Genomic DNA, 26,331 nt, shown 5'->3' with positions numbered 1-26,331 from the left:
AAGAATGAACCATTTCGAATACCGCGACGGCGTTCTGCATGCCGAGAACGTGCCCCTGACCCGGATCGCGGACGAGGTCGGCACCCCGGCCTATGTCTATTCCCGCGCGACCCTGACGCGCCACTACACCGTCTTCGCCGACGCCTTCAAGAAGGCCGGTCTGGATGCCACGATCTGCTATGCCGTGAAGGCGAACAGCAATCTGGCGGTAATCGCCCTGCTGGGTCGGTTGGGTGCCGGGGCCGATGTCGTGTCGGAAGGCGAGCTGCGCCGAGCCCTGGCCGCCGGCATTCCGCCAGAGCGCATCGTCTTCTCCGGAGTCGGGAAGGCGGAAAGCGAACTGCGATTCGCGCTGGAAACCGGCATCCACGAAATCAATGTGGAATCCGAAAGCGAGCTGCATCTTCTGTCGAAGGTGGCGACCGATCTGGGGCGCACGGCGGAGATCGCGATCCGTATCAACCCGGATGTCGATGCCAAGACCCACGAGAAGATCTCCACCGGCAAAAAGGAGAACAAGTTCGGCATCGACATCGACAAGGCCGACGATATCTACGCGCTGGCGGCTTCCCTGCCGGGGATCGAGCCGGTGTCGGTGGCGGTACATATCGGCAGCCAGCTGACCGATCTTGAGCCCTATCGCCAGGCCTTCCGCCGTGTGGCCGATCTGGTCGAGCGGCTGCGTGCCGCCGGTCACGGCATTGTGAGAGTCGATCTGGGCGGCGGCCTGGGCATTCCCTACGATGCCGAAGAACCGCCCCTGCCCGACGCCTATGCCGAGATGGTGGCCTCCGAGATTGCGCGCCTGAACTGCCCGGTCATGCTGGAACCCGGACGGATGATCGTCGGCAATGCCGGTATCCTGCTGTCCCGTGCCCTTGTGGTGAAACCGGGCGAAACCAAGCATTTCCTTGTGCTGGATGCGGCCATGAACGACCTGATCCGCCCGGCGCTGTACAACGGCCATCACGGCATTCGCCCGGTGGCGGAGGCGGCACCGGATGCGACACTGGGCCCGGTCGATGTTGTCGGTCCGGTCTGCGAATCCGGCGACACATTCGCCAAGGACCGAATGCTGCCGCCGATCGCCGAGGGAGATCTGGTCGCCTTCGGCAGTGCCGGCGCCTATGGCGCGGTGATGGCATCGACCTATAATTCCAGATTGCTGGTGCCGGAAGTGCTGGTCGACGGCGACCGCTACGATGTGGTGCGCCCGCGCCAGACCTACGAGGCCCTGATCGGCATGGACTCCATTCCGGATTGGCTGCACACTGACCGGGACGGCGACACCGGCGAACCGAGAAGGATCGGAGCGACAGGATGACCCAGAAAACGGCTCGGGGGGGCCAGGATCGACAGACAGGCGGATGGCCTGTCGGACTCTCCCGCGCGGTTTTGATCTGGGAACAACTGGAAGCCGCGTTCTGGCAACCGGTCGCCTTCACCCTGGTCTTCCTGTTCATCGCCCTGACCGGCCTGCTGCCGGAACTGCCAATCTGGCTGCACATCGCGATACTGGCGGCGTCTGGCGCCTACCTGCTGTGGCTGATCTGGCGCGGCGTCCACAATTTTTCCTGGCCCGATCGCCTCTCCGCCCGTCGGCGGATCGAGATCGTGAACCGGTTGGATCATCGTCCGCTTGAAACCCTGTCGGACCACCCCAGCACCGACGACCCCGTCCAATTGGCGCTATGGCAGGAACACCGCCGCAGAATGGAGGCGCGGATACGTGGCCTCTCCGTCGGCGCCCCGGCCCCGCAACTGGCCCGCCGCGATCCGATGGCGCTTCGCATCGGCGCCCTGGTTCTGCTTGTGGTCGGTCTCGGGCTGGCCGGTCGCGACGCGCCGGTGCGTCTCGGCGAGGCACTGATTCCGGCCACGTCGACCCCGGTGGCCGGTCTTGCCATCGGCATCGATGCCTGGCTGGCCCCGCCGGACTATACCGGCCTGCCACCGCAATTCATCGCCCGCAGCGGCGACGATGCCGCCCGAAGGAACGACCCGGCGCTGAAGGGCCCGGATCATACCGCGCCCGTCGGTTCCCGGCTGGTGGTTCAGGTCACCGGCGACCTGCCGCAGGCGGTACTGATGACACCCGCCGGCCCGGTCCCCTTCTCCGCCTTCGCCGATGGCGGATTTGCCGTGGAGCACGAGTTGACGGAATCGGGCAACGTGACGGTGATTGCGGATGATCAGGAACTTGCCGGTTGGACCATCCACACCGTTCCGGACGAAGCACCGGTCGTAACCCTGCCCGAAGCCCCTGTCCCCAGCCTGCAACAGGCCCTGACGATCACGCATACCGTTTCCGACGATTACGGCATCGCCAGCCTTGTTGCGGTGATCGAGCGCGCTGACCGCCCGATCGGTTCGGCCCAGTCCAGCCCGGACGGGGATGAGGCAATGGCCATCGTGACGCCCCTGCCGGTCCCCGACATCGCCAAATACGGCAAACAGCGCCGCGTCTACCGCGACTACACCGCCCATCCGTGGGCCGGCGGCGAGGTGCGGCTGACCCTCGTCGCAACCGATGCCATCGGCCAGGAAGGCCGCTCGGAGCCGGTGACGCTGATCCTGCCGGCCCGCAAGTTCAATCATCCCGTGGCTCAGATCATCGTCGAGCTGCGCCGTGAGCTGGCCTGGGACCCGGGCCGTAGCCGCATGGCCGTCGCCGATGCCCTGGAGGCCCTGGCATGGGGCCATGAAAACTACGGTGACGACGTGACGGTCTTCCTGTCGTTGCGGGAGGCGTTTACCCGCCTGCGCCGTCCGAAGCGCGGCGACGAACACGGCCGGGCCGCCGTCGACGAGGTTGTCGATCTGTTGTGGAAGACCGCGCTCTATCTGGAGGATGGCGGCGTGTCCCTGGCACTCGCCCGGTTGCGCGCCGCGGAGCAGGCCCTGATGGAAGCCATGGCCGAAGGCGCGAGCGATGCCGAACTGGACCGCCTGATGGACGAGCTGCAGGCGGCCATGAACGATTACATGTCCGCCATGACGGAACAGTTGCGTCAGAGCATGCAGGATGGCGAGGAAGTCCCGCAGTTCAATCCGGGCGACAACATGGTCTCGACGGACGACATCAACGACATGATGGACCAGATCCGCGAGATGATGCGCAACGGCATGACCGAGAGCGCGACCCAGATGCTGGAGCAACTGCGCCGCATGATGGAAAACATGCAGGCCGGCATGCAGACCCAGATGTCGCCCGACAACAGGGAAGCGATGCAGCTGCTGGAAAACATGAAGGACATCATGGAGGGACAGCGCGAGTTGATGGAGCGCACCCACCGCCAGACCCAGCAGCGAGACGGACAGCAGGGCCAGAACCAGCGTGACGGCGCCCAGGACGGGCAGAGCCAGAACCAGGCCGACGGCAGCCAGGGCGACCAGAGTGGTCAGGGCGGGGCCGATGCGGTGCTGCAGGACGCGTTGCGGCGTCAGCTGGGCGAGATCATGCGGCAGTTCGGCGAGATGATGGGGGAAATTCCGGAACCCTTTGGCCGTGCAGACGAGGGCATGGCGGAATCGTCCGAACGGCTGGGCGCCGGCGATCCCGGCGAGGCGCTGGGGGCTCAGGGTCAGGCCATGGACGCGCTTCAGGAAGCCGCCGAGGCCGCCCGCGATGCCTTCATGGAACGTTTCGACCGTCAGATGGGGCTGGGTCAGCAGATGCCGGGTCAATCTGGGCAGCAGACAATGGACCCGTTCGGGCGCCAGGCCAGCGAGACCTTCCGCGGGCCGATGCAGGGCGAAGTCGATGTGCCGGACGAGGGCAGCCTCGAACGCTCCCGCCAGATCCGGGACGAGTTGCGCCGTCGAGCCGGACAGCGCAGCCGGTCGTCGGAGGAACTGGACTATATCGACCGGCTGCTGGATCAATTCCAGTAACACCACCGCCCAAGTCCATCGACAGAGTCCCCGAATCGCCGCGCAGTAACCCCGCCTGAAACCAGCGGGATCGCCTGCCATGAATGTGATTTTCTTCGCCATGGTCGCCATTGCCTTCGTGGTCGCGGCCTATCGTCATGTGACCTGGACCGCACCGATCGCGGCGGCGGGCGAAGAGCTGCCGAAATCACCGATGGAACATCTCGGCCTGTCGATGATCGACACCGCCGAAGCCTCGGTGACGCTGGCCATCGGCCTGATCGGTGTCATGGCCCTGTTCCTCGGCCTGATGAAGGTCGCGGAAAATGGCGGTCTGCTGCGGATCGTGGCCAAACTGCTGAGACCGCTTCTGGTGCGCCTGTTCCCCGACGTGCCGGCAGAGCATCCGGCCATGGGTGCGATGATCATGAACATCTCCGCCAACGCATTGGGGCTCGGCAACGCGGCCACGCCGTTCGGCATCCGGGCCATGCAGGAACTCGACAAGCTGAACCCGCACAAGGGCACGGCAACCAATTCCATGGCGCTGTTTCTGGCAATCAATACCTCATCCGTCACGCTGCTGCCGACCGGGGTTATCGCGATCCGTGCCGCCGCGGGGTCCTCGGATCCGGCTGGTATCGTGCCGACCACCCTGATCGCGACGATCTGTTCGACCGCGATCGCCATCCTCAGCGCGAAACTGCTGCAGCGTCACTTCCGGGCACCGCCGCCGGATGCGGACTTCAATCCCGATGCCGCCGCCGGCACGGAGACGGACGACGGCGAGGCCCTGCCGCAGGAATCCGGCGAGGCCTATCCGCTCTGGGTGTCCGCCATCGCGCTGGGATGTCTGATCGGCTTCATCCCGCTCACCGTCGCCTATGGGTCCAGCATCGCGCCATGGATCATCCCCGGCCTGATGGTCGGATTTCTGACTTTCGGCGTTGCCAAGGGCGTGCCGATCTATGAGAGCTTCGTCGAAGGCGCGCGCGACGGATTCAACGTCGCGGTGCGCATCATCCCCTATCTGGTCGCGATCCTGGTTGCGGTCGGGATGTTCCGGGCCTCCGGTGCGATGGATCTGCTGATTGCACCGATCGGACTGATCACCGGCCCCCTCGGCCTGCCGGCGGAGGCGCTGCCCATGGCCCTGATGCGGCCCCTCAGCGGCTCGGGGGCCTATGGTATCATGGCGTCCATCATCAGCGACCCGGCCATCGGCCCCGATTCCTATGTCGGCTATCTGGTCACCACACTGCAGGGCTCGACCGAAACGACCTTCTATGTCCTGGCGGTATATTTTGGTGCGGTCCAGATTCGCCGGGTGCGCCACGCGCTGTGTGCGGCCCTGCTGGCCGATGCGGCCGGGATTACGGCCGCGGTCGTCGCTTGCCTGTTCCTGTTCGGCCATCTGACGTAGGGTACAGGGTCACAAGTGCCGTTCCGACGGAAGCCGCCGTCGGGGGTTGCCGCGCCTAGACGTGCCCGCTACCTGTTATCGCGACACAGCCAATCCTTTCGGACGGAGGGTACGCCCTATGGGACTTCAGTATCTGCACACCATGGTCCGTGTGACCGATCTCGATGCCAGCCTGGACTTCTACTGCAACAAGCTGGGCCTGCAGGAACACAGCCGCTATGACAGTGAACAGGGCCGCTTCACCCTGGTCATGCTCTGCGCGCCGGCCGACAAGGAAAGTGCCGATGCCGAGAAGGCGCCGCTGCTGGAACTGACCTATAACTGGGATCCGGAAGAGTATACCGGCGGCCGAAATTTCGGCCATCTCGCCTTCCGCGTCGACAACATCTACGAGACCTGCCAGGACCTCATGGATCAGGGCGTCACGATCAACCGTCCGCCCCGCGACGGCCGCATGGCATTCATCCGCTCGCCGGATGACATTTCGATCGAACTGCTGCAGCGCGGCGACGCCCTGCCCCAGGCGGAACCCTGGGCGTCGATGGGAAATACCGGGACTTGGTAACCCGACCCGGACCGTGATATAGGCAGCGTCGCGTGTCCCCGTAGCTCAGCTGGATAGAGCACAGGATTCCTAATCCTGGGGCCGTGGGTTCGAATCCCGCCGGGGACACCATCTCTCAGTCGTCTGCTATGGAGACCATCGACCGTTCATGTTCGGTCGATCCGCGTTGTCGACGCAATCTTGATCAAATTGTTCCTGATAACCAATTCTTTACGGCATTCGTGCGACACTCCCATTCCTGAACTTCAATGGATGAGCGCGCTGAATGCCTCGCGATAGCATCGAACCCTGCGTCGCCCCCTACACGGTAGCGAACGGCCGTGACCCGGCACGATTTCATGCCGGACATCCCGAAGAGCTGAGACCGCTCTGGGGCAAGGAGGTAGGTCGCCTTTTCGACTATTGGTCAGACATTTGCCAGGGGAGCCGATTTCCATCGCGGATCGACATCGACCCTCTGGATATCGCCAAACTGCTTCCGTATGTCTTTCTAGGCGACATTGATCCAGCAGGCCCGGAATATACCTATCGCCTAGCCGGTGAAGAGATCGTTGCCGTCTTCAATCGCTATAACGGTCAAAAGGGACTGGCAGGCGTCAAGCTCGGCGATTCCCTGCCTCCAGACAAAGCCGAGATGATTCGCAACCGTTGGCGGCCTCTCGTTGAAAACAGAGCGGCCATCTACATGCGTGGGCTGGTCTACAGCACCCTCGACAGTTTTGCCCTGGGGGAACGATTGATCCTGCCGCTTTCCAATTCCGGCGACCTTGTTGACGGATTTCTCGGGCTGACGGCGTGTCATTGGCACAAAAAGGACTCACCCGCCCATAGAGACGATCTGGACATCTATTACATCGATCCAGCGACTTTCAGCCAGTAGGGCGCCCCGTTCCGCCGGCCCCATTCATTCCTTGTCACCGCGCCAGATGCTCGAACAGACGGGCCACCGCCTCTGCACCGGGGTCATTGTGACCAACCAGGTTTTCCGAGGCGATATAGCTGGCACGGCCGGCGCGGGCACGTTCGATCCCGGCGGTGGCATCAGCACCGGCCCGCGCGGCGACGGCCGCCGCCGGAATGCCGTCCCGCAGCGCATCCAGCGCAGGTGCCAGCGCGTCGATCATGGTCCGGTCGCCAGGACCGGCTCCACCGACCTCCTGCACCCGATCCAGAGCCGTTTTGAGCGACCCGATCGTGTCCTCGCCGCTGGCCGAGGCATCGCCGGCCGCCGCAAAGAAAATTGCCAGCAACACGCCGGAGGATCCCCCCATGGTCTGGCTCAATTCCAGGCCGATCGCCCGATACAGCTGGGTCACATCGGCCTGCGGAAGTCGGTCCAGCGCACCGATCAGGGCACGGGCCGCCGTGGCCAGGGTGCTGCCGGTATCACCATCGCCCGAATGCAGGTCCAACGCGTTCAGATCCTTCTCCGCTGCGATGAACAATTCGCAGCAGGTCTCGATCAGCGCCCGGTTGCCGGCATGCTTTGACGGCATTGGCGCGATCGGCGTCAGACCGTCCGGCAGCGGCAGGACGTCGACCCCACCGACCGCACGGCAGCCCGGCCAGGCCTCGCAGGCCACTGGGGCAATCAGCGCCGTTTCCTGATCTTTCCCGACAGGAAGCAGCGAAATCGAGAACCCGCGCATGTCGAGAGACGTCATCAGCGGCGCCGGTCCGATCACCCACCGGATCTGATTGGCGATCCTGGACTTCAGCAGTTCCTCGGTGAGGACCGACATTTCCAGCGGCGTGGCACTGCCGAGATTGTTGATCAGGGCCGCATGCGGGCCTGGGCCAATGGTCCCCGAAAGCCGGTCCACCACCATATCGATGGCCCCGGCCGCGCCGGAAAATTCAACCTGCTCCACCCCCGGCTCGCCGTGGATGCCGAGGCCGAGTTCGGCCTTGCCTTCGGGAATCCGGTTATCCGCCGCATTGCCCGGTATGGTGCAGGACTGGAGGGACATGCCGATCGAGGCAACCCCGCCGATCACGTCTTTCGCCGCGGCCGTCACTGTCTCCAGACTGGCGCCCTGATCGGCCAGCGCGCCACAGATCTTGTGCACGAAAAGGGTTCCGGCCACGCCGCGCGCCTGGGGCAGATCCGGCAGGGCGATGTCGTCATCGACGATCACCATGTTCACGTTCAGGCCGAATGCCCGCGCCCGCTCCGCCGCAAGGCCGAAATTGAGACGGTCGCCGGTGTAGTTCTTCACGATCAGCAGGCAACCGGCCTTCCCGGTCACGGCGAGAATGCCCGCCAGAACGGCGTCGACCGACGGTGACGCGAAGACGTCGCCGCAGACCGCCGCGGTCAGCATGCCCTGTCCCACGAACCCGGCATGGCTCGGCTCATGCCCGGACCCGCCGCCGGATACCAGCGCGACCTTGGAACGGTCCCAGTCATTGCGAACCACGACCTTGATATGGGGGTAGCCATCCAGCCGCGCGAGCCGCCCGCCGGCATGCCGAAGCAACCCGTCGATGGCCTCGGTAACCAGTGCCTCTTTTGAATTGATGAACTGACTCATGGCTTCTCTCCCTAACGGATCCGATTGCCCAGGCTGTCGAAGTAAAGGGCGTCACGAGGTTCCACGTGAACGGTGTCCCCCGGTTCCAGGTCGGTATGCGCCTCGGTAAGCGTCACGACTTCCTGCCCGTCGAGCTTGACGACGAGGCGCGTCTGATCGCCGAGATGTTCGATCCGCGCGACCTCTGCGGGTTTGCCCTCGCCCAGGCGGACATGCTCCGGCCGAAGCCCGATGGTCTTTGCGCCCGTCGGCGCGCCGCCGAACAGATCGGCCGGCAAGGCATTGATTCTGGGCAGACCGAGGCGCCCCGCGACATACAGGCTGACAGGGTCCTCGTATATCTCTCGCGGTGTGCCGACCTGAACCAGCCGCCCCTCGTCCAGCACGCCGACGCGCGTCGCCATGGTCATCGCCTCGATCTGGTCGTGGGTGACATAGAGCAGGGTCGCGCCCAGGGTCGCATGGATGCGCTTCAGCTCGATCCTGAGATCAGCCCGCAGTTTCGCGTCGAGCGAACTCAGCGGTTCGTCCATCAGATAGATCGACGGGTCGCGCACCAGGGCACGCCCGATGGAGACGCGCTGCATCTCCCCGCCGGACAAGGCCGTTGCCTTGTTGTCCAGCTTACCTTCGATATGCAGTACTTCCGCGACCGCGCGGATCTTTCGCTTAATCTCATCCTCGGGCGTCTTGAGGATCGGGGAGCGCAGCGGAAAGGCAAGGTTCTCGCGGACCGTCATATGCGGATAGAGCGAGTATTGCTGGAACACCATCGCCACATCGCGCTGAGCCGGGGTTTCGTCGATGACGGACCGGCCAGCAATCCGAATGGTGCCGGACTCGGGCCGTTCCAGTCCCGATATCAGGCGCAGAGTGGTCGTCTTCCCCGCCCCCGTCGGGCCCAGCAGCACGACGAATCCGCCATCTTCGATGGTCAGGTTCAAACCGTCGACCGCCCGTGTCGATCCGAAACTCTTGCTCACACCCTCCAGAACGACATCAGCCATGGGACAGCACCCCCGCGTTCAGGTCGGACCGGATCGCCCGGCCGGTCTGATTGTCGAACAGCGTCACGGTCGATCCGTCGAAATCCAGCCCGACAGTCTCACCGACCCGGGCCGGCTGATCGGACGGGATGCGGGCCTTCACCGAGCCGTTCTGCGTCTTCAGCGTGACGATCTGTGTGGTCCCGAGATATTCGCTGGCGAGCACTTCCCCGCGATATCCGGCGGCATCCGAGAAGCGGATGTTCTCCGGCCGGACGCCATAGACCAGATCGCCCGTGAAGGGTTCCCGCAAGGTGGGCATGCCGAAGGACTGGTGATGAAGGGTCACCGCGGTCGCCCCGGTCTCGACGCTGGCGTGGAACTTCAGGAAGTTCATCGGCGGCGAGCCGATGAAGTCCGCCACGAACATCGTAGCCGGCTTGTCATAGATATCCTGCGGCGTCCCGAACTGCTCAATGACGCCGTGATTCATGACCACGATCTTGTCGCCCATCTGCATCGCCTCCAACTGGTCATGGGTGACATAGACCGTCGTCGCGTTCATGCGGTCGTGCAGATTCTTCAGTTCCTCGGCCATGTGTTCGCGGAACTCCGCATCCAACGCCCCGAGCGGCTCATCCATCAGGAAGCATTTCGGGTTGCGCACGATGGCACGCCCCAGCGCGACGCGTTGCCGATCCCCGCCGGACAGACCGCCAACAGGCCTGTCCAGGATCTTCTCAATGCTCAGAATTCGCGCGACTTCCGCGACCTTGCGCCGGACCTCGTCGCGCCGCATTCCCTGACTGATCAGTGGATAGCTGATGTTCTTGCGCACATTCATATGCGGATAGAGCGCAAACATCTGAAAGACGAAGGCGATGTCCCGCTTGCTGGCCGGCATCTGGCCGACCTCTTCGCCGCCGATAAAGATTTCGCCCGATGTCGGCAGTTCCAGGCCAGCGATCATGCGCAGGGTCGTCGTCTTGCCGCAGCCGGACGGCCCCAGCAGCATGAAGAACTCGCCATCTTCCACCTTGAAGGAGGATGACTGCACGGCGGTAAAGTCTCCGAACTCCTTGCACAAGTTCCGGATTACGATTTCAGCCATGGCATGCCCGCATTTCTGGGATCAGAGAAGGTCATAGCGCACTAGTCCGGGAAGTGGCTGACGACGATGAACATCACGGTGCCCACCAGCGTGACGATGAAGGAATAGGTGAAGGCGATCAGCAGGAATGGCTGCATCAGCATCACCACCCCGGTCGCGATCAGGATCGATGCCAGCATCTCCCAGGGACCGCGGCGCAGGCGTGCCAGACCGTTCAGAAAATTCCTCATTTCCGGACCGCTCCGAAGGTGATGCCGCGCAGCAGGTGCTTGCGAAGCAGGATCGTGAACACCATCACCGGCAGCAGGAAGATCGAGGCACCGGCCGCCACGGCGGGCCAGTCCTGGCCGCCGACCCCGATGATGGTCGGGATGAAGGGTGGCGCCGTCTGCGCAGTCCCGGACGTCAGCAACACGGCGAAGGCATATTCGTTCCAGGCGAAAATCAGGCAGAAAATGGCCGTCGAGGCGATGCCCGTCGCCGCCTGCGGCAGCACGACCTTGTAGAAGGCCTGGAACCGGGTATAGCCGTCGATCAGGGCCGCTTCCTCGTATTCGCGCGGGATCTCGTCGATGAACCCTTTCAGCAGCCAGACCGACAGCGAAAGGTTGACCGCCGTATACAGCAGGATCATTCCGGCATGGGTGTCCGACAGACCAACCGACCGGAACATCAGGAAGATCGGAATCGCGACCGCAATCGGCGGCATCATCCGGGTCGACAGGATGAAGAACAACAGATCGTCCTTGATCGGTACCCGGAAGCGCGAAAACGCATAGGCTGCGAGGGTGCCGAGAAAGACCGACAGGAATGTCGATCCGAAACCGATGATCACGGAATTCAGAAACCGCTCACCGAAACGGGAAGGCCCGGCAATCACCATGCCCTTGGCATGGACGATTTCCTCATACCAGGTGTCCGGCGGGTTCTGCGCCAGGTAATCCTCGGTCTGGCGCGTCTGCGTCGTGAACAAGTTCACATAGCCTTCAAGGGTCGGTTCGAACGTCACTTTCGGCGGATAGGCGATGGCATCCGAAGACGATTTGAAGCCGGTGGCCAGAATCCAGAGCAACGGCAGGAGAGTCACCAGCGCATAGCCGACGACCAGGATCCCGGCGATCCATTTCTGCCGCGCGGAGGGTTCGGTGATCGAATAGCCGCTCATCGGTCCTTCACCTTGTTCAACGCCTTCACATAGATCGAGGCGAGCCCGAACACGGTGACGAAGAGAATGATCGCATAGGCGGAGGAATAACCGGTCCGCCACTTCTCAAACGCTTCCCGCTTCAGGTTGATGGAGGTCAGTTCCGTCGTGGAGCCGGGTCCGCCGCCGGTCAGTTGCACGACCAGATCGAACATCTTGAAATTCTCGATGCCGCGGAACAGGACCGCCAGCATCAGAAACGGCAGCACCATGGGCACGGTAATGGTCCAGAACTGGCGCCATTTCGACGCGCGGTCGCATTCCGCCGCCTCATAGATCGTGTCCGGAATCGAGCGCAGCCCGGCCAAACAGATCAACATGATGAACGGGGTCCACATCCAGGTATCGACAATCACGATCGCCCAGGGCGCCAGCGCGACCTCGCCGATCATGGTGAAGCTTGTCGGCTCGACCCCGGTGAGGAAGGAGACCGCATAGTTGAACAGGCCGATCTGCGGCTGATAGAGGAAGGTCCAGAAGTTCCCGACCACCGCGGGCGACAGCATCATCGGCAACACGATGATCGTGGTCCAGAGATCGTTGCCCTTGAATTTGCGGTTGATCAGCCAGGCCAGGGCGAAGCCGATCAGCACCTGTATGAAAATCGTCCAGAACAGGAAATGCGCCGTCGCCTGCATGGTCAGCCAGATATCGGCGTCGGTCAGGATGCGCTCGTAATTGCGCAGGCCGATCCATTTCACATCGGCGTTCGGCCGGTTGGCGCGATAGTTCGTGAAGCTGAGCCAGATCGTCCAGAGCAGCGGGAAGATGTTGATCGCCAGAAGCAGCAGGACGGTCGGCGTCACGAACATCCAGGCGATGGTCCGGTCGGAATAGCCCTTGATCTTTCGTGCCACCCTGGGCGGCGTCGCCTTTGCGACGCGATCAATCGCGCTTTCGGACATGACTGGTCGTTCCTCGAGGCGTTTCCCGGAGAATGCGCGGGGCCGGGAGCTTCCCGAAAGCCCCGCGCGTTCGCTTTCGGCCCGATCAGCAGTATCGGGCCGATTCGCGTCGGATCAGAGTTTGCCTTCGTCTTCGAAGACTTCGATCCAGTCCTCGACGAGGGCATCCAGGGCTTCCTTGGCGGTGCCCTCACCCGCGATCACGTATTTGTGGACTCGGTCCTGCATCGACAGCAGCAGCGAGGCATAGGCCGGCTCTGCCCAGAAATCCTTCACGATCGCCATGGAGTCGAGGAAGGTCTGCGCATAGGGCTGACTGGAGGCGAAGCCCGGGTCCTCGACCACCGCCCGCAGAGCGGAATAGCCGCCGAGCTCCCACCATCGCTTCTGAATTTCAGGCTGTGCGAACCACTTGATGTATTCCAGCGCCGCGTCCTGACTGTCGGAGTAGGACACGACCGAAATGCCCTGCCCGCCGAGCTGGGCAAAGTGCCCCGCCGGACCGGCCGGATTCGCGAAATAGCCCGACTTGTCACCGCCGACATTCGGATCCGCGTGGACGCCCGGCCAGATGAAGGCAAAGTTCATCTGCAGGGCGACCTGCCCCGACTTGTAGGCATCGATGTTCTCGGACATGTACCAGTCCGACGAACCCGGCGGCGTGCAGCAGTCATAGAGCGATTTGTAGAATTCCAGACCTTCGACCGCGCCGTCTGAATTGACGAAACCTTCCAGGTCGTAGGGCTTATCGGGGTTCTGATATTCGAACCCGTAATTGTAGAGGGCGTTCGTCACGCCCATGGTGATGCCTTCGGAACCGCGCTCGGTGTAGATCGCCGCGCCATAGACGGTCGTACCGTCGATTTCGCGCCCCTGGAAGAACTCGGCTATGTCCTTGAGTTCCGCCTGCGTGTTCGGCGCAGCCAGCGCCCGGCCGTACTTCTCCTTGAACTCCGCCTGCAGTTCCGGACGTTCGAACCAGTCCTTGCGATAGGTCCAGCCCACCACGTCGCCGAAGGCCGGAAGCGCCCAGTAGTTCGGCGTCCCCTTCGGCCATTCCGCATAGCCGGTCACGGTGGCGGGAATGAAGTCGTCCATCGTGATGCCCTGGGCATCGAAGAAGTCGTTGAGCTTGATGTAATGCCCGGCCTCGGCGCCGAGGCCGATCCACTGGCTGTCCCCGATCATCAGATCGCAAAGCTGACCGCCGGAATTCAGCTCGTTCAGCATGCGGTCGGCAAAATTCGGCCAGGGCACGAACTCGAAGCTCATGTTATGGCCGGTCTTGGTTTCAAAGTCCTTGGACAGTTCGATCAACGCATTTGCCGGATCCCATGCGGCCCAGCAGAGGGTCAGATCATCGGCATTGGCGGCCGGGGCGGTCGCCGCCGACAGCGCAGCGGCCGACACGGCGGCTGCAAACAACTTGGTTTTCATTGGGTCTCTCCTCGGTTTCCTCACCTGAACATCGCGCGTCCTGGTCGCGGCGGTCGCATTCTTGTGTGTGTCTAACCGCTGGGCATGAACCCTAAATGAGGTACGTACCTCATAGCAAGTGGAAAATTTCCCGCACGCCGGACTGCGCTCGGCGCGGCCAGTCGAAAACGGTTCGATCAGGGCAGGTTTTCGCGGGTTACGATGTCGATCCGGATGCGTTCCTGGGCCTCGAAGATCGCGACACTGTCGCATTTCGCGCGCAGCACCCTCAACGTGCTGCGGGCCAGATGCCCGACATTCTGGGCGATCACCGCATCCATTTCCCCGGCCAAAAGGGCATCCCGAGTTCTGGGGGTCAGTTCGTGCCCGACAACGACCAGATCCATCAGGCGGCCCGTTTCGCGCAACGCATCGAGTATGTATCGATTGCCGGTACCCATTGAATAGACCGCGACGAGATCGGAATGCGCGGCCACGATTCTATGCAGGATCGCGCGGGCGCGGGCCGGGTCATCATGGGTCTCAACGGAGGGCAGGACCTGCAGGCCGGCAAACTCCTCGCCGATTACGGAATCGAATCCCAGGCGCCGATCGATGCTGTCCCGGGCGATCATCGAGTTGGCGATGACAAGAACTTTTCCGCGGGGTTTCCGGACAAAACGCCCGATCAGAAGACCCGCCGTCCGCCCTGCCTGCTGACTGTTCACCCCGACAAAGAAATCCCGTTCGGAACTGGGTAGGTCGGCAATCAACGCCGACACCGCGATCCCATCCGCCTTCAACCGGGCAATCGCATCGCGCACTTGCGGTGTTTCCTGGGCCATGATTGCGACGCCATCCGGCCTGGACGCGCGCAGCCGGTGCAGCGCCTGCGCGATTGCGTGCGGATCCTCCGGCATGACCGACATGATCTTCAGGGACACGCGGTCGGCGAACTGCGCGCCCGACGCTTCGACAAGGGCTTCCCGGAGCGTTTCCACAAATTGACTGTCATTTTTCGGAAGCAGGACGACGAACCGGTATTCCCGCTGTCGTGCAAGGTTTGCGGCCGACGTATCCCGGACATAGCCGAGTTTCCGGATTGCCTCCTGCACCCGATTCACGGTCTTTTCGCGGACACCCGGCCGGCCGTTCAATACGCGGTCGACGGTCGCCAGGCTGACGCCGGCCTCGTTCGCGATATCGTGTACAGTCGGCCTTGCCATTGCGTCCTCCGTCCCGACGTTACTGTGCGTCGCTGAGGTACGTCAATCAACCGCAACGCCTCCGGCGGGGTCTACGGCGGCACCCTTCAGCCGGCGTCATCCACCTCCCAATCCGGCGCCCGGTAGGCCTCGACCATGAAGTCGATGAAGTTCCGAATCCGGGGAACCATGTGCCGATCGGGCAGGAACACCGCATGGATCGAACCGTCATCCATTGCCGTGATGTCCGACAGAATCTGGATCAGGTCGCCTCGAGCGATCGCCGGACGGGCGAGATGTTCCGCCATGCGCATGACGCCGACCCCGGCGACGCACATCTGGAACAGCGACATGCCCTGATTGCTGCGAAAGCGGCTTTCAGCACGAAACGTAACGGGTTCCCCGTCCACCACGAATTTCCAGCGGTTCAAGTGAACCCGACTGCCGTCCCAGGCAAGACAGGGCAGCCGTGCCAGGTCGTCGACACTGCTCGGCTTTCCGTGCCTGGCAAGAAGGTCCGGGGACGCGACCACAATCCGCCGCAACCCGCAGAGACGACGGTGCATCAGACTGGAATCCGGCAGCGCGCCCATCCGGATTGCAACGTCGATCCGATCGTCGATCAGGCTTTCATGATCGTCCGTCAGGCGCAGGTCGAGGGACAGATTCGGGTAACGATTCAGGAATTCCGGCATCAGAGGTGTAACGCGGTCCAAGCCGAAGGCGATGGGTGCGGACACGCGAAGGTGTCCCTCGACCTGGGTCTCGTCATGCTGCCAGTCGGCCTCGGCCTGCTCCACCAGATCGACGACGCGCCGTGCGGTTTCCAGGAAACGCTCCCCCTCCGCGGTCAGGCGGTGCCCGCGCGTCGTTCGGTGCAGCAGTTTCGCCCCCAGCCTCGTTTCCAGGCGCTGAATGGTCTGGCTGACAAAGGGCTGACTGACCCCCAGGCCATGGGCGGCAGAGGTGAACCCGCCAGTCTCGACGACGGTTCGGAAGACACGCATTTCCAACAGACGGTCGTCCTTCACGGCCTCACCTCCCCTTTCCCGACGCCACGTCTTCTAGCGCCACATCGCGGGCAATAAGTCTTATTGCCGATCCTGCATTGAACGGAATCACGGGCCCGACCACAATCCTTGGCGAACATCCGGCCCGAAACAGGCACGGAAGCGAAAGGACAAAGCCATGTTGGATCTCGGTAATCGTGTCTCGATCTATCAGCCGGAACAGGAAGGTTTGATCTTTCCCGAACTGCCGGAATTTTCCTCGGTGGCGGACGAGCGCCGCCATCGGAAGGAACGACTGGTGGCGGCCTGCCGTGCATTTGCGCAGCAGGGATTCGATTACGGATTTGCCGGGCATCTGACCGTGCGGGACCCGGAGCGGCCCGAACTCTACTGGACCAACCCGATGTGCGTTCATTTCGACAAGGTGAAGATGTCGAACCTGATCCTTGTCGATCACAAAGGGTATGTCGTCGAGGGCAAACACGCGGTCAATCGCGCCGGGTTCGTCCTGCACGCCAATGTGCACGAGGCGCATCCAGACATCATCGCCATGTGCCATGCGCACACCGTCTATGGTACGGCCTGGGCGTCGACGGGTCGGGCGATCGACCCCATTACACAGGATGCCTGTGCCTTCTTCGAAGACCACGTCGTGATCGGCGAGCAGGGCGGGCAGGTTGCCGTGGAAAACCATGCCGGATCCGACGTCGCAAAGGCCTTCAAGGGGGTGAAGGCCGCGCTGCATCAGAATCATGGCCTGCTGACCGCTAGCCGGCATTCGATCGAATCCGCCGCCTTCTGGTTCATTGCCCTGGAACGCTGTTGCCAGCAGCAGCTCGACATCGCCGCCTCCGGGATCACACCGATCCGCATTCCCGATGACCGCGCCCGGTACAGCCGCGAACATGTCGGCAGCGAGTATATCGGTTGGCTGCATTTTCAGACGATCTGGAACCAGCTGGTCGAGGATCAGCCTGACATGTTCGACTGACCCGGCAGCGTTCTCGGGGAAGTCGGATCGGCACGCTTCCCCGCCTGCCGGCCTTTGGCTTGCGTCCCTGAACGGCTACAACTAGGAAACGCCGTTTCAGGCATTCTCATGGAAAGGCCGTGCCGTGCAGGCGTTGTTTGACATCGTTCTCCCCGTTTTCGCGATCGTCGCGTCGGGATATCTGTGCGGTTATAAAAACCTGCTGGGACCGGAAAGCAGCGAAGCGCTGAACGCCTTCGTCTACTGGGTCGCACTGCCGGCACTGTTGTTCAATGCCATGGCGAATGTCGACCTCGCGCAGGTCTATAACCTACCCTTCATGGCAGGTTTCACCCTGGCCCTGGCGGTAACCTGGGCACTGACCGGGTTACTCGGCCGCCATGTCTTCCGGCTCAGTGCCGCGGAATCGGCCCTGCACGGACTGAACAGCGCCTATCCCAATTCGGGCTTCATGGGAATTCCGCTGGCCATCGCGGCCTTTGGCGACGAGGCCGCGTTGCCCGCAATCGTCGCGACCGTCATATCCGTCCTGTCGGTCGCCCTGGCCGTGATCCCGATCGAAATCGCCCGGCAACAGAAGTCGGATGTTCTTAAGATCGTCGGGCGCGTACTGGGGGCGCTGGTTCGAAACCCGATGATCATCGCCCCCTGCGCAGGTCTGCTCTGGGCCTGGAGCGGATGGGAACTGCCCATTTTTGTCGAGACCTATACCGGAATTCTCGGCGCGGCGGCGGGCCCCTGTGCCCTTTTCTCCATCGGATTGTTCCTCGTCGGTAAACCGCTGACCGAAGGCAGCATGGAGGTGGTCTCAATGACCCTGGCCAAGCTCGTCCTGCATCCGTTGCTGACAGCGGTTGCGGTTCTGTTGCTTTTTCCAACGGACCCGCTCTGGGCGATGGTCGCGATCCTGTCAGCGGCGCTGCCGATCGGCTCCGGCCCGTTCGTGCTGGCTCAGGCCCAGGGCATCTATGTTCGCCGAACCTCTACCGTCATGCTGGTCACGACGCTTCTTTCCGTGGTGACGATATCCGGATTTTTCCTGTTCATCCCCGGTCTGTCCTGAACCCGATGCGTGCACGCCAGCCCGCTATCTCTCGTTGGCACCCTTGCCTGCCAGAATGTGCGGTCGGAACCTGGCTATCCGGGCAATCCGCGTCTCGGGCTTCTTCGCGCCGGTCAGGTTGATGACATAGCTGCGTTGCCGCCCCGGCGTCAGGGCCTGAAACCCCTCCGCCAGTTCCGGGTCCGCATCCAGGGCATCGGCCAGTTCCTCCGGCAATTCGATTTCAACCGACTTCTTCTCCGGCGTGATGCCCGCCTCCGCATAGGACATGGCCTCGGCCAGATACGCGCGGAGAACAGGTTCCAGCGCCGCAACCCGTTCTGCGTCAACGAAGCGGACGACATCCGGATTCTGGGTGTTCGGCCCCTGCCGTTCCAGAATGCCATCGGGGTCTTTCAGCAGGGCTGACTTGAAGAAGGAGAGACGGAAACCGTCGCGCAAGGCCCCGATGAGTGCGATGTTGCGGCCCGCATGCATGTAGCAGGGATGGCCCCATTTCACCGTTTCGATCAGACCCATGTCGCGGCAAATGCGGCGCAGATGCGCCAGCCCGGACGACCATGTTCGCGTCACGCAGTCCGGCGTGGCAAACCGGTCGCACCGGCCGCATCCCTTGCTGAAATAGTCTTCGATCTCGGTAATCATGGGCACCGCATTCGAACAGGCTGCGCGCAATAACCGCGCCGATCAGGCACGATGAATCCAGGTGGCGCGATCGTGGATGCCGCTGCCTGCGCTGTAAAGTGCCATGCGCCCTCAAGCCCGTGACGGCAGGTACCGGTACAGGGCCATTCCGGCGATCAAAGCCGCGAAAAAGATCCAGACGGACGGTCCGCCGATGCCGAGCACCGCGACGGCCGGTCCAGGGCACAGGCCGACCAGCCCCCAACCGACACCGAACAACACCGACCCAGCGAGAAGCCGTCGATCGATCCCTGTGGCGGTCGGACGCTGAACGGTCTCCCTGGTCAGGGTGCGGTCCCCGCGTCTGCGGACAATCCACCAGGCCGGGCCCATCGGCAGCAGGGCCCCCGCCATGACGAAAGCGAGAGTCGGGTCCCAGTCGCCCAGGACATCGAGGAACCCAAGGACCCGCGCGGGGTTGATCATGTCGGACAGGGCTAGGCCCGCCCCGAACACCAATCCGGCAAGTCCGGCGATCATCGAATGACGGTTCATTGCACGGCTCCCGTCGTCAGTCGGACAAGGGATGTCGTCAGGGCGGCAACCGCCATGAAGACCGCCACCGCCGCCATCGACCGCGGTGATCCGCGCGATAGTCCACAGACTCCATGACCGCTTGTGCAGCCGCTGCCCAGACGCGTGCCATAGCCAACCAGAACGCCACCGATCAGCAGCACCGGAAGACTGTCCGTCACCGAAATCGCCAAGGGAAAACCGGCCTGTCGAAGCAACAGCGGGGCCAGGATCAAGCCCAGGGCAAACAGGACGGCCGGCCCGACCACGAGCCGGTCCCCGACCGTTCCCCATGGCGGCAGCAGGCGGCCGAGTATCCCGCTTACCCCGGCGATCCGTCCGTTCACGAGCAACATCAAGGCAGCGGCGCATCCGATCAGCAGACCGCCTGCAAACCCCATAATCCAAGCATCTTCGATCATGTAACACTCCAGACCATTCGATCGTGCATCCGGAGAAGTCTTTCACATTTCCCCGCATCGGGAAACGCGCGCAACCGGAAAGCCGGAGCCCGATCGGCTGATTAGTTTTTTGCTACGCAATATTTTGAAATTTGATATTTTCGCTAATCAACCGTTCTTCTTATGCTCAAGACCGTTCCCGAATGCAGGTTACAAGGAAGTGAGGGTAGCGGGATGTCTGTCGAGAAAGTGGAAGTGCTGGTGATCGGAGCCGGACAGGCCGGTGTCGCCATGAGCGAACATCTGGGGCGGAACGGTATTCCGCACCTTGTCCTTGAGCGGCACCGCATCGCGGAACGCTGGCGGTCCGAACGCTGGGACTCCCTGGTCGCCAACGGGCCAGCCTGGCACGACCGGTTTCCTGGCATGACCTACGACGATATCGACCCGGAGGCCTTCGCACCGAAGGAACGGGTGGCGCAGTACTTCGCCCAATATGCGGAGAAGATCGGCGCACCGATCCGCTGCGGCGTCAATGTGACAGCCGTCCGCCGCAATGAAGGCCGCGCGGGCTTCCGCGCAGAGACATCCGACGGCGTGATCGAGGCGAACCACATTGTCGCGGCGACCGGCCCGTTTCAGAAACCCATCATGCCCGCAATCGTTCCGGAGGATGCGGGCATCCACCAGATCCATTCCAGCGCGTATCGGAACCCCGAACAGTTGCCGGAAGGCGCTGTCCTGGTCGTCGGTGCCGGGTCGTCCGGCGGACAGATCGCTGACGAATTGCTGCGTGCGGGTCGCCGGACCTTCCTGTCGGTCGGGCCGCATGACCGACCGCCCCGGCGTTATCGCGGGCTCGACTACTGCTGGTGGCTGGGCGTGATGGGCAAATGGGACATCCAGACGCCCGCGCCGGGAACGGAGCATGTCACGATTTCGGTCAGCGGCGCGCATGGCGGCGAGACGGTTGACTTCAGACGGCTGGCGGCGCGCGGCATGACCCTGGTTGGACGGACGGAGGAATTTCGCGACGGTTCCCTGTACTTCCGCGGCGATCTGGCGGAGAACATCGCGCGTGGCGACGCCAATTACCTGTCCGTTCTGGACGAGGCCGACGCCTATGCGGAGCGCAACGGACTGGATCTGCCGGAGGAGCCCGAGGCGCGCCGGTTCCTGCCCGACCCGGACTGCGTGAAGAACCCGATCCCATCCCTGGACCTTGGGAAGGAAGGGATCACATCGATTATCTGGGCAACCGGCTTCGCCTATGATTTCGGCTGGCTGCAGGTCGATGCGTTCGACCCCACGGGCAAGCCGAGCCACCAACGCGGCGTTTCCACGGAACCCGGCGTGTATTTCGTCGGCCTGCCCTGGCTGTCCCGGCGTGGTTCATCCTTCATATGGGGTGTCTGGCACGACGCGCGGTTCATCGCCGATCACATCATGACGCAGGTCAGCTACGCGACCTATCACGACAGCGTCCAGGAGCATCTGTCAGCCCCCGCCCCGAAGGCGAAGGCCGGCTGACACGAAACCATCGAACAGGGAAGCACACGCAAATGGCGCATAAGAGAATCCGGAAGTTCAATACGAGGGACACCTATCCGGAGCAGAAACTGGACAACGACCTGTGCCAGTCCGTCGTGGCGCGCGGCACGATGGTCTTCGTCCGCGGCCAGATCGGGCAGGATCTCGAGACGTCGAAGTCGGTCGGGATCGGCGATCCCGGTGCACAGGCGCACAAGGCCATGCAGAACATCCGCATGTTGCTGGAAGAAAGTGGCGCGAAGATGGAGCATATCTGCCGGCTGGTCGTCTATCTGACCGACATTCGCTACCGCGAGGCGGTGTACCGCGCGATTGGCGAATATACAAAGGGGGTCTTCCCCGTTTCGACCGGGCTCGTCGTCCCCGCACTCGCCCGCCCCGAATGGCTGGTCGAGATCGAAGCAACCGCCGTCATCCCCGACCAGGAGGCCTGATCATGGCAGCGCTGACAGACACACAGAAACAATCCTTCCACGACAACGGGTACCTGGTCGTCGAGGACGCGGTCGATGCCGGCCTGCTGCAGCGATTGAGGCAGGATTTCGATGGATGGGTCGCGGACAGCGCCGGTCACGACGCCCCCTTTGGCGAAACCGTTGACGGCCGTCCGCGTTTTGACCTGCAGCCCCCCGCGGACGGGAAGCCGGCGGCCCTGCGCCGCGTCCAGGCCCCTACCGAGGTCTCGGACGCCTACTACGAGGCCATGGCGGACAGCCGGATGACGGACATGGTGGCCGATCTGATCGGGCCGAACATCAAGCTGCATCACACCAAGATCAACTCGAAGCAGCCGGGCGCGGCGACCATGGTGAAATGGCATCAGGATTTTGCCTTCACCCCGCATTCCAACGCCGACCTGATTACCGCGCTGCTGATGATCGACGACGTGGACGAAACCAACGGCCCCCTGGCCGTCGCCCCTGGCAGTCACAAGGGCCCGATTCACAGCATCTGGCAGGATGGGGTCTTCACCGGCGCCGTGGCCCCGGAAATCGAGGCGGACATGAAACGGCAATCGACCCTGTGCATGGGCAAGGCCGGGTCGGTCTGCCTGATGCATACGCGCCTTGCCCACGGGTCCGAACCGAACCTGTCCAGCCGGCCGCGAACGCTGTTCATCTGTGTCTATTCGGCGGGTGATGCGATGCCCTGCACACCGAACCCGGTCCCGACCCGGCATATGGGGCTTTTCGTGCGCGGCACCGATCCGCATCGCGTCCGGGGCGAAGCCTATGATGTGGCCGTTCCGGAATATCCCAAGACCTCCTTCTTCGCCCAGCAATCGGATCAGGAACGCCGCGCATGACCTTCTCCATCGTTGCCCGATGCACCGAAACGGGGATGTTCGGTGTCGCGGTCTCGTCGTCCTCCCCGGCTGTCGCGGCCCGCTGTGCTTATGCGCAAGCCGGGGTTGGCGCGGTTTCCAGTCAGAACGTGACGGACCCGCGTCTTGGAACGCGGGGATTGGAACTGCTGGCGCGGGGAGCAACCGCCGAAGAGACGATCGCGATATTGCAGCGTACCGGGGACCATATCGACTTCCGGCAGGTTCTGGCCGTCGACGACGCCGGTGGCAGTGCGATCCATTCCGGCGGGAATGTTCTGGGCATCTGGGGGGAAGCCAGAGCGGACAATGTCGCCTGCGGCGGAAACCTGCTGGCGAATCCCGATGTGCCCCAGGCGATGGTCCACGCCTTCCAGGCTGCTACCGGCGCGCTGGGCGATCGGCTGATTGCCGTCATGCGGGCCGCGCAGGAGGCCGGGGGCGAAGCCGGGCCGGTCCATTCCGCGGGAATGAAGCTGGTGCGCGACGTGCCCTGGCCCGTGGCGGATCTGCGGGTCGACTGGACCGAAGGCGACCCGATCGCCGAACTGACCGATCTGTGGCGGATCTATGCGCCGCAACTGGACGATTACGTCCGGCGCGCGCTGGATCCGAATGCGGCCCCCAGCTATGGTGTGCCGGGCGATGAATAGCCCGTCGCCCCCCTGATCGGACAGGCCGGCGATGGCGATCCGCTACACACTTCGGCAGCTGGAATACTTCGTCGCGGTCGGCGATGCCGGCAGCATCGCCGTGGCCGCCGGACGGCTCAACATTTCGGCGCCGTCGATCTCAACCGCCATTTCCCAGCTTGAGGATGCGCTCGGCATCACCCTGTTCGTTCGGCAGCACGCCCAGGGTCTGTCGCTGACGCCGGGTGGCCGCCGGCTCTACAAGGCGGCCCGGGAACTGCTGGAAGGCGCCGGCGCGCTGCACGCCATGGCGGGTGAGATCTCCGACGAGATCAGCGGGCCGATATCCGTCGGCTGCCTGCTGACAATCGCGCCATATTTCCTGCCGGAACTCCGCAAGGCGTTCGAGGATCGCTTTCCCGGCGCGGCCTTCCGTCACGAGGAAGCGCATCAGGCCGATCTGTTCCGGATGATCCGTGCGGCGGAAATCGACACCGCCATCACCTATGACATGGAAATCCCCAAGGATATCGCCTTCGAACCGCTTGCCGATTTGCGCCCCTACGCCCTGTTCCCGCCGGACCATCCTTTGGCCGGCCAGGCGACCGTTTCCCTGCGCGACCTGGCGGCGCATCCGCTGGTCCTGCTGGATCTTCCGATCAGCCGCGACTATTTCCAGTCGATGTTTCACGGTGTCGGATTGAAACCACGGATTGCCAATCGCTCCGCCAATCTGGCCATGGTTCGCACTATGGTGGCGAACGGATTCGGCTACGGGCTGCTCAACGTCCCCAGCGCCAACCCGAACGCCCCCGACGGGAAGCCGCTTGTCTTTCGGCCGATATCGGACGACCTGCAGCCTTTACGCGTCGGACTGCTGACCATGCGCACCGAAAAGAAGCCGCGAATTCTGAAGGAATTCGAGACACTGTGCCGGGGTCGGGTCCCGCCGCTGGCGCTAAGCCGACATCCGGTTCAGTAAGGTTTCCAGAAACCGGTCACAGGCCGCGATCTGGGACGCCTCGATGAATTCGTCAGGCTTGTGCCCCTGGGCCATGGATCCCGGACCACAAACCACCGTTGGAATCCCCAGTCGCGCATCGAACAGCCCGCCTTCAGTGCCGAAGGCGACCTTTGTCGTGGCATTGGCCCCTGTCAGGGATTTGACGAAGGACACGACCTCCACATCCGATGGGGTGTCCAGGCCGGGATACTGGTTCACGATCTCGACCGAAATCCCGCAGCCCTCCTCATGATGCCTGGTAATGGTCGCTGCGGCCGCCTCGATCCGGCTCAACAGGTCGGCAGGGTCATCCGCCTTCAGATGGCGAATTTCGAAGTCGATCACGCAGCGGTTGGGTACGATGTTCAGGGCGGTGCCCCCCTGAATGATGCCCGCATGCACCGTGGAATACGGCACGTCATAATCGTCGTCCCGGGCGCCGCCCTCAGCGAGTTCCAACTGAAGGGCGCGAAGGGCCTGTATGAAATCGGCCGCGAGGTGAATGGCGTTGACGCCTTGCGGTGCCAGCGCGGAATGCACCTCAAGGCCCTTGCAAATCGCCCGGGCCGCAATCTTGCCCTTGTGCCCGGTGGCAACGGACAGTTCGGTGGGCTCACCGACGATGCAAAACCCTGGACGGTCTGGTGCCGTCTCCAGGGTATCGAGCAGACGCCGGACGCCGATGCAGCCGATTTCTTCGTCATAGGACAGGGCGAGGTGCAGCGGTTTTGTTAGATTCCGATCCGCCGCCAGCATCATCGCCCGAAGGGCGCAGGCGACGAAGCCCTTCATGTCCGTCGTCCCGCGTCCATAGAGGCGCCCTTCCCGTTCGGTCAGACGGAACGGCTCCACGGACCAGTTCTGACCGTCGACCGGGACGACATCGGTATGGCCGGATAGCATGACCCCGCCGCCCCCCGCCGGGCCGGTGCTCGCGTAGAGATTGGCGTTGGTCCCGTCGGGGCTCTCGATGATGCGGCATTCGATCCCCGCGTCGGCCAGCAGGTCGGCCACATAGCGGATGAGATCGATATTCGGCGTCCGGCTGACCGTCTGAAAGGAAATCAGTCGGTCGAGAATATCACGGCTGTTCAACATGGTGCGGGGCCCCGTCATCGATCATTCCATACAGCCTAACGGTCTGATGGCACTGATCAAACCTGCAAATGAACGTTTGGGGATGCCGCGACACTCAGGTCCGGTTCATGGGTCCGTCGGCAGTGGAAAGATATGCCGCCAGAGTCTCACCTGCATCCGCGATGTGGCGGGTCAGGACGGCGACGGCCTCCTCTGCATCTCGGCGTCGGCACGCCTCCAGAAGCTGCCGGTGATCGTCATGCGATCGGTCGGCGTATTGCAGCGCCTTGATGGTAAAGCGCAAATACCGGTCGGCCACATCATTGAGGTTTTCGATATGGGCTAGCAGGCGCGGTCTGCCCGCTGCTTCATACAACAGGGTGTGAAACTGCTTGTTCAGGCGGCCGAACTCCTGAAGTCCGGCGCGCTCCATCTGATCCTGCATCGCTGCAGCGCGGTCGATCCGGGAATTCGACAGTTCCGGAATCGCCATACGCATGGCGTGGGTCTCCGCCAGGACCCGCATCTCATAGACCTCGACCAATTCTGCAAGGTCGAGCGGCGCGGCCACCGCACCCTTGTTCGGGATGATGGAGACCAGGCCCTCAGCCTCGAGCAGCCGCAGGGCCTCGCGGACGGGAATCCGACTGGTCGCGAAACGGCTGGCAATCTCGTCCTGCCGCAACGGCGCCCCCGGCTCAATTCGACCGGACAGAATTTCCTCACGGATTCTGGGCACGAGCTGGCGAACATTATCCCCGCCGCGCCGCGAGGCGGCAGTTGCCGTTTCGGTTTTCATCAATGCATGCGCCCTGGTGCGTACGGACAGTCAACTGGTTCATCCAGTTCCGCAATTTGCA

The 26,331-nt window shown here is 63.1% G+C and carries 26 protein-coding genes and 1 tRNA gene; 13 read left to right on the top strand and 14 right to left on the bottom strand.

Annotated elements, in window-relative coordinates; genetic code table 11:
* Positions 1-4 precede the first annotated feature (4 nt).
* The 6 genes from lysA (at position 5) to R8L07_12765 (ending at position 6,741) form a co-directional block, all read left to right on the top strand.
* Entirely contained in the window at positions 5-1,324 is a 1,320-nt protein-coding gene (gene lysA / locus R8L07_12790; GenBank protein ID MDW3206404.1) for a diaminopimelate decarboxylase, read from the top strand.
* On the top strand, positions 1,321-3,894 hold the full coding sequence (locus R8L07_12785) for a TIGR02302 family protein (GenBank protein ID MDW3206403.1): 2,574 nt from the start codon (positions 1,321-1,323) through the stop codon (positions 3,892-3,894). Before lysA ends, R8L07_12785 begins: the two co-directional genes overlap by 4 nt.
* A 79-nt stretch (positions 3,895-3,973) precedes the next feature.
* Complete coding sequence (locus R8L07_12780) at positions 3,974-5,296, top strand: nucleoside recognition domain-containing protein (protein ID MDW3206402.1); 1,323 nt, start codon at positions 3,974-3,976, stop codon at positions 5,294-5,296.
* Between the two features lie 118 nt (positions 5,297-5,414).
* Positions 5,415-5,861 (top strand): VOC family protein, encoded by a 447-nt coding sequence (locus tag R8L07_12775; GenBank protein MDW3206401.1) that lies wholly within the window; start codon positions 5,415-5,417, stop codon positions 5,859-5,861.
* Between the two features lie 34 nt (positions 5,862-5,895).
* Positions 5,896-5,972 (top strand) — tRNA-Arg (locus R8L07_12770).
* 154 nt (positions 5,973-6,126) lie between these two features.
* Positions 6,127-6,741: a PAS domain-containing protein gene (locus R8L07_12765; GenBank protein MDW3206400.1), complete on the top strand. Its 615-nt coding sequence runs from the start codon at positions 6,127-6,129 to the stop codon at positions 6,739-6,741.
* A gap of 34 nt (positions 6,742-6,775) precedes the next feature.
* Here the strand turns inward: R8L07_12765 and R8L07_12760 are convergent, their stop codons facing one another.
* The 9 genes from R8L07_12760 to R8L07_12720 all read right to left on the bottom strand — a co-directional run bounded on the left by R8L07_12760 (position 6,776) and on the right by R8L07_12720 (position 16,253).
* Positions 6,776-8,395, bottom strand: coding sequence for a dihydroxyacetone kinase subunit DhaK (locus R8L07_12760; GenBank protein MDW3206399.1), 1,620 nt, complete (start codon positions 8,393-8,395; stop codon positions 6,776-6,778).
* Positions 8,396-8,406: 11 nt separating this feature from the next.
* A complete protein-coding gene (locus R8L07_12755; GenBank protein ID MDW3206398.1) occupies positions 8,407-9,402 on the bottom strand; it encodes an ABC transporter ATP-binding protein in 996 nt (331 codons plus the stop codon).
* Entirely contained in the window at positions 9,395-10,492 is a 1,098-nt protein-coding gene (locus tag R8L07_12750; GenBank protein ID MDW3206397.1) for an ABC transporter ATP-binding protein, read from the bottom strand. Before R8L07_12750 ends, R8L07_12755 begins: the two co-directional genes overlap by 8 nt.
* Positions 10,493-10,533: 41 nt before the next feature.
* Positions 10,534-10,722, bottom strand: a complete 189-nt coding sequence (locus tag R8L07_12745) for a hypothetical protein (GenBank protein ID MDW3206396.1) — start codon at positions 10,720-10,722, stop codon at positions 10,534-10,536.
* Positions 10,719-11,657, bottom strand: coding sequence for a carbohydrate ABC transporter permease (locus R8L07_12740; protein MDW3206395.1), 939 nt, complete (start codon positions 11,655-11,657; stop codon positions 10,719-10,721). The genes R8L07_12745 and R8L07_12740 overlap by 4 nt, the downstream gene beginning before the upstream one ends.
* On the bottom strand, positions 11,654-12,601 hold the full coding sequence (locus tag R8L07_12735) for a sugar ABC transporter permease (GenBank protein MDW3206394.1): 948 nt from the start codon (positions 12,599-12,601) through the stop codon (positions 11,654-11,656). Before R8L07_12735 ends, R8L07_12740 begins: the two co-directional genes overlap by 4 nt.
* A 114-nt stretch (positions 12,602-12,715) precedes the next feature.
* The gene (locus R8L07_12730; protein ID MDW3206393.1) at positions 12,716-14,038 is read right to left on the bottom strand and encodes an extracellular solute-binding protein; all 1,323 of its coding nucleotides are present in this window, start codon (positions 14,036-14,038) and stop codon (positions 12,716-12,718) included.
* A 176-nt stretch (positions 14,039-14,214) separates the two neighbouring features.
* Complete coding sequence (locus R8L07_12725; protein MDW3206392.1) at positions 14,215-15,243, bottom strand: LacI family DNA-binding transcriptional regulator; 1,029 nt, start codon at positions 15,241-15,243, stop codon at positions 14,215-14,217.
* 86 nt (positions 15,244-15,329) lie between these two features.
* Positions 15,330-16,253: a LysR family transcriptional regulator gene (locus tag R8L07_12720; protein MDW3206391.1), complete on the bottom strand. Its 924-nt coding sequence runs from the start codon at positions 16,251-16,253 to the stop codon at positions 15,330-15,332.
* Between the two features lie 157 nt (positions 16,254-16,410).
* On the opposite strand from R8L07_12720, the gene R8L07_12715 reads away from it, so the two are divergent.
* On the top strand, positions 16,411-17,223 hold the full coding sequence (locus R8L07_12715; GenBank protein MDW3206390.1) for a class II aldolase/adducin family protein: 813 nt from the start codon (positions 16,411-16,413) through the stop codon (positions 17,221-17,223).
* A 124-nt stretch (positions 17,224-17,347) separates the two neighbouring features.
* On the top strand, positions 17,348-18,286 hold the full coding sequence (locus R8L07_12710; GenBank protein ID MDW3206389.1) for an AEC family transporter: 939 nt from the start codon (positions 17,348-17,350) through the stop codon (positions 18,284-18,286).
* Positions 18,287-18,310: 24 nt separating this feature from the next.
* Here the strand turns inward: R8L07_12710 and R8L07_12705 are convergent, their stop codons facing one another.
* From R8L07_12705 to R8L07_12695, 3 genes are all read right to left on the bottom strand, one after another.
* Positions 18,311-18,931, bottom strand: coding sequence for a YdeI/OmpD-associated family protein (locus R8L07_12705; GenBank protein ID MDW3206388.1), 621 nt, complete (start codon positions 18,929-18,931; stop codon positions 18,311-18,313).
* A gap of 111 nt (positions 18,932-19,042) precedes the next feature.
* Positions 19,043-19,465 (bottom strand): YeeE/YedE family protein, encoded by a 423-nt coding sequence (locus R8L07_12700; GenBank protein MDW3206387.1) that lies wholly within the window; start codon positions 19,463-19,465, stop codon positions 19,043-19,045.
* Positions 19,462-19,905: a YeeE/YedE thiosulfate transporter family protein gene (locus tag R8L07_12695; GenBank protein ID MDW3206386.1), complete on the bottom strand. Its 444-nt coding sequence runs from the start codon at positions 19,903-19,905 to the stop codon at positions 19,462-19,464. Before R8L07_12695 ends, R8L07_12700 begins: the two co-directional genes overlap by 4 nt.
* A 213-nt stretch (positions 19,906-20,118) precedes the next feature.
* On the opposite strand from R8L07_12695, the gene R8L07_12690 reads away from it, so the two are divergent.
* Genes R8L07_12690 through R8L07_12670 form a run of 5 tightly spaced genes read left to right on the top strand, consistent with a single transcriptional unit; the run spans position 20,119 to position 24,373 of the window.
* Positions 20,119-21,414, top strand: coding sequence for an NAD(P)/FAD-dependent oxidoreductase (locus tag R8L07_12690; GenBank protein MDW3206385.1), 1,296 nt, complete (start codon positions 20,119-20,121; stop codon positions 21,412-21,414).
* 32 nt (positions 21,415-21,446) lie between these two features.
* Positions 21,447-21,869, top strand: coding sequence for a Rid family hydrolase (locus R8L07_12685; GenBank protein ID MDW3206384.1), 423 nt, complete (start codon positions 21,447-21,449; stop codon positions 21,867-21,869).
* 2 nt (positions 21,870-21,871) lie between these two features.
* Positions 21,872-22,741, top strand: coding sequence for a phytanoyl-CoA dioxygenase family protein (locus R8L07_12680; GenBank protein MDW3206383.1), 870 nt, complete (start codon positions 21,872-21,874; stop codon positions 22,739-22,741).
* Positions 22,738-23,412, top strand: coding sequence for a DUF1028 domain-containing protein (locus tag R8L07_12675; protein MDW3206382.1), 675 nt, complete (start codon positions 22,738-22,740; stop codon positions 23,410-23,412). The genes R8L07_12680 and R8L07_12675 overlap by 4 nt, the downstream gene beginning before the upstream one ends.
* 31 nt (positions 23,413-23,443) lie before the next feature.
* Positions 23,444-24,373 (top strand): LysR family transcriptional regulator, encoded by a 930-nt coding sequence (locus tag R8L07_12670; GenBank protein ID MDW3206381.1) that lies wholly within the window; start codon positions 23,444-23,446, stop codon positions 24,371-24,373.
* Here the strand turns inward: R8L07_12670 and argE are convergent.
* On the bottom strand, positions 24,350-25,510 hold the full coding sequence (gene argE, locus R8L07_12665; GenBank protein MDW3206380.1) for an acetylornithine deacetylase: 1,161 nt from the start codon (positions 25,508-25,510) through the stop codon (positions 24,350-24,352). The genes R8L07_12670 and argE overlap by 24 nt on opposite strands.
* Before the next feature lie 76 nt (positions 25,511-25,586).
* Positions 25,587-26,270, bottom strand: coding sequence for a GntR family transcriptional regulator (locus R8L07_12660; GenBank protein ID MDW3206379.1), 684 nt, complete (start codon positions 26,268-26,270; stop codon positions 25,587-25,589).
* Positions 26,271-26,331: the final 61 nt, after the last annotated feature.

This window comes from Alphaproteobacteria bacterium (assembly GCA_033344895.1).
Taxonomy (GTDB): Bacteria; Pseudomonadota; Alphaproteobacteria; order UBA8366; family Aestuariispiraceae; genus Pacificispira.
This window is presented reverse-complemented; position numbering and strand designations above follow the sequence as displayed.

Bases quoted from the DNA above. Each gene is read 5' to 3' on its own strand.
- R8L07_12785 (MDW3206403.1), top strand. From the start codon at position 1,321: ATGACCCAGAAAACGGCTCGGGGGGGCCAGGATCGACAGACAGGCGGA.
- R8L07_12765 (MDW3206400.1), top strand. From the start codon at position 6,127: ATGCCTCGCGATAGCATCGAACCCTGCGTCGCCCCCTACACGGTAGCG.
- argE (MDW3206380.1), bottom strand. From the start codon at position 25,510: ATGACGGGGCCCCGCACCATGTTGAACAGCCGTGATATTCTCGACCGA.
- lysA (MDW3206404.1), top strand. From the start codon at position 5: ATGAACCATTTCGAATACCGCGACGGCGTTCTGCATGCCGAGAACGTG.
- R8L07_12680 (MDW3206383.1), top strand. From the start codon at position 21,872: ATGGCAGCGCTGACAGACACACAGAAACAATCCTTCCACGACAACGGG.
- R8L07_12670 (MDW3206381.1), top strand. From the start codon at position 23,444: ATGGCGATCCGCTACACACTTCGGCAGCTGGAATACTTCGTCGCGGTC.
- R8L07_12775 (MDW3206401.1), top strand. From the start codon at position 5,415: ATGGGACTTCAGTATCTGCACACCATGGTCCGTGTGACCGATCTCGAT.
- R8L07_12705 (MDW3206388.1), bottom strand. From the start codon at position 18,931: ATGATTACCGAGATCGAAGACTATTTCAGCAAGGGATGCGGCCGGTGC.
- R8L07_12700 (MDW3206387.1), bottom strand. From the start codon at position 19,465: ATGAACCGTCATTCGATGATCGCCGGACTTGCCGGATTGGTGTTCGGG.
- R8L07_12695 (MDW3206386.1), bottom strand. From the start codon at position 19,905: ATGATCGAAGATGCTTGGATTATGGGGTTTGCAGGCGGTCTGCTGATC.
- R8L07_12675 (MDW3206382.1), top strand. From the start codon at position 22,738: ATGACCTTCTCCATCGTTGCCCGATGCACCGAAACGGGGATGTTCGGT.
- R8L07_12725 (MDW3206392.1), bottom strand. From the start codon at position 15,243: ATGGCAAGGCCGACTGTACACGATATCGCGAACGAGGCCGGCGTCAGC.
- R8L07_12755 (MDW3206398.1), bottom strand. From the start codon at position 9,402: ATGGCTGATGTCGTTCTGGAGGGTGTGAGCAAGAGTTTCGGATCGACA.
- R8L07_12660 (MDW3206379.1), bottom strand. From the start codon at position 26,270: ATGAAAACCGAAACGGCAACTGCCGCCTCGCGGCGCGGCGGGGATAAT.
- R8L07_12760 (MDW3206399.1), bottom strand. From the start codon at position 8,395: ATGAGTCAGTTCATCAATTCAAAAGAGGCACTGGTTACCGAGGCCATC.
- R8L07_12745 (MDW3206396.1), bottom strand. From the start codon at position 10,722: ATGAGGAATTTTCTGAACGGTCTGGCACGCCTGCGCCGCGGTCCCTGG.
- R8L07_12685 (MDW3206384.1), top strand. From the start codon at position 21,447: ATGGCGCATAAGAGAATCCGGAAGTTCAATACGAGGGACACCTATCCG.
- R8L07_12780 (MDW3206402.1), top strand. From the start codon at position 3,974: ATGAATGTGATTTTCTTCGCCATGGTCGCCATTGCCTTCGTGGTCGCG.
- R8L07_12730 (MDW3206393.1), bottom strand. From the start codon at position 14,038: ATGAAAACCAAGTTGTTTGCAGCCGCCGTGTCGGCCGCTGCGCTGTCG.
- R8L07_12690 (MDW3206385.1), top strand. From the start codon at position 20,119: ATGTCTGTCGAGAAAGTGGAAGTGCTGGTGATCGGAGCCGGACAGGCC.
- R8L07_12715 (MDW3206390.1), top strand. From the start codon at position 16,411: ATGTTGGATCTCGGTAATCGTGTCTCGATCTATCAGCCGGAACAGGAA.
- R8L07_12735 (MDW3206394.1), bottom strand. From the start codon at position 12,601: ATGTCCGAAAGCGCGATTGATCGCGTCGCAAAGGCGACGCCGCCCAGG.
- R8L07_12740 (MDW3206395.1), bottom strand. From the start codon at position 11,657: ATGAGCGGCTATTCGATCACCGAACCCTCCGCGCGGCAGAAATGGATC.
- R8L07_12750 (MDW3206397.1), bottom strand. From the start codon at position 10,492: ATGGCTGAAATCGTAATCCGGAACTTGTGCAAGGAGTTCGGAGACTTT.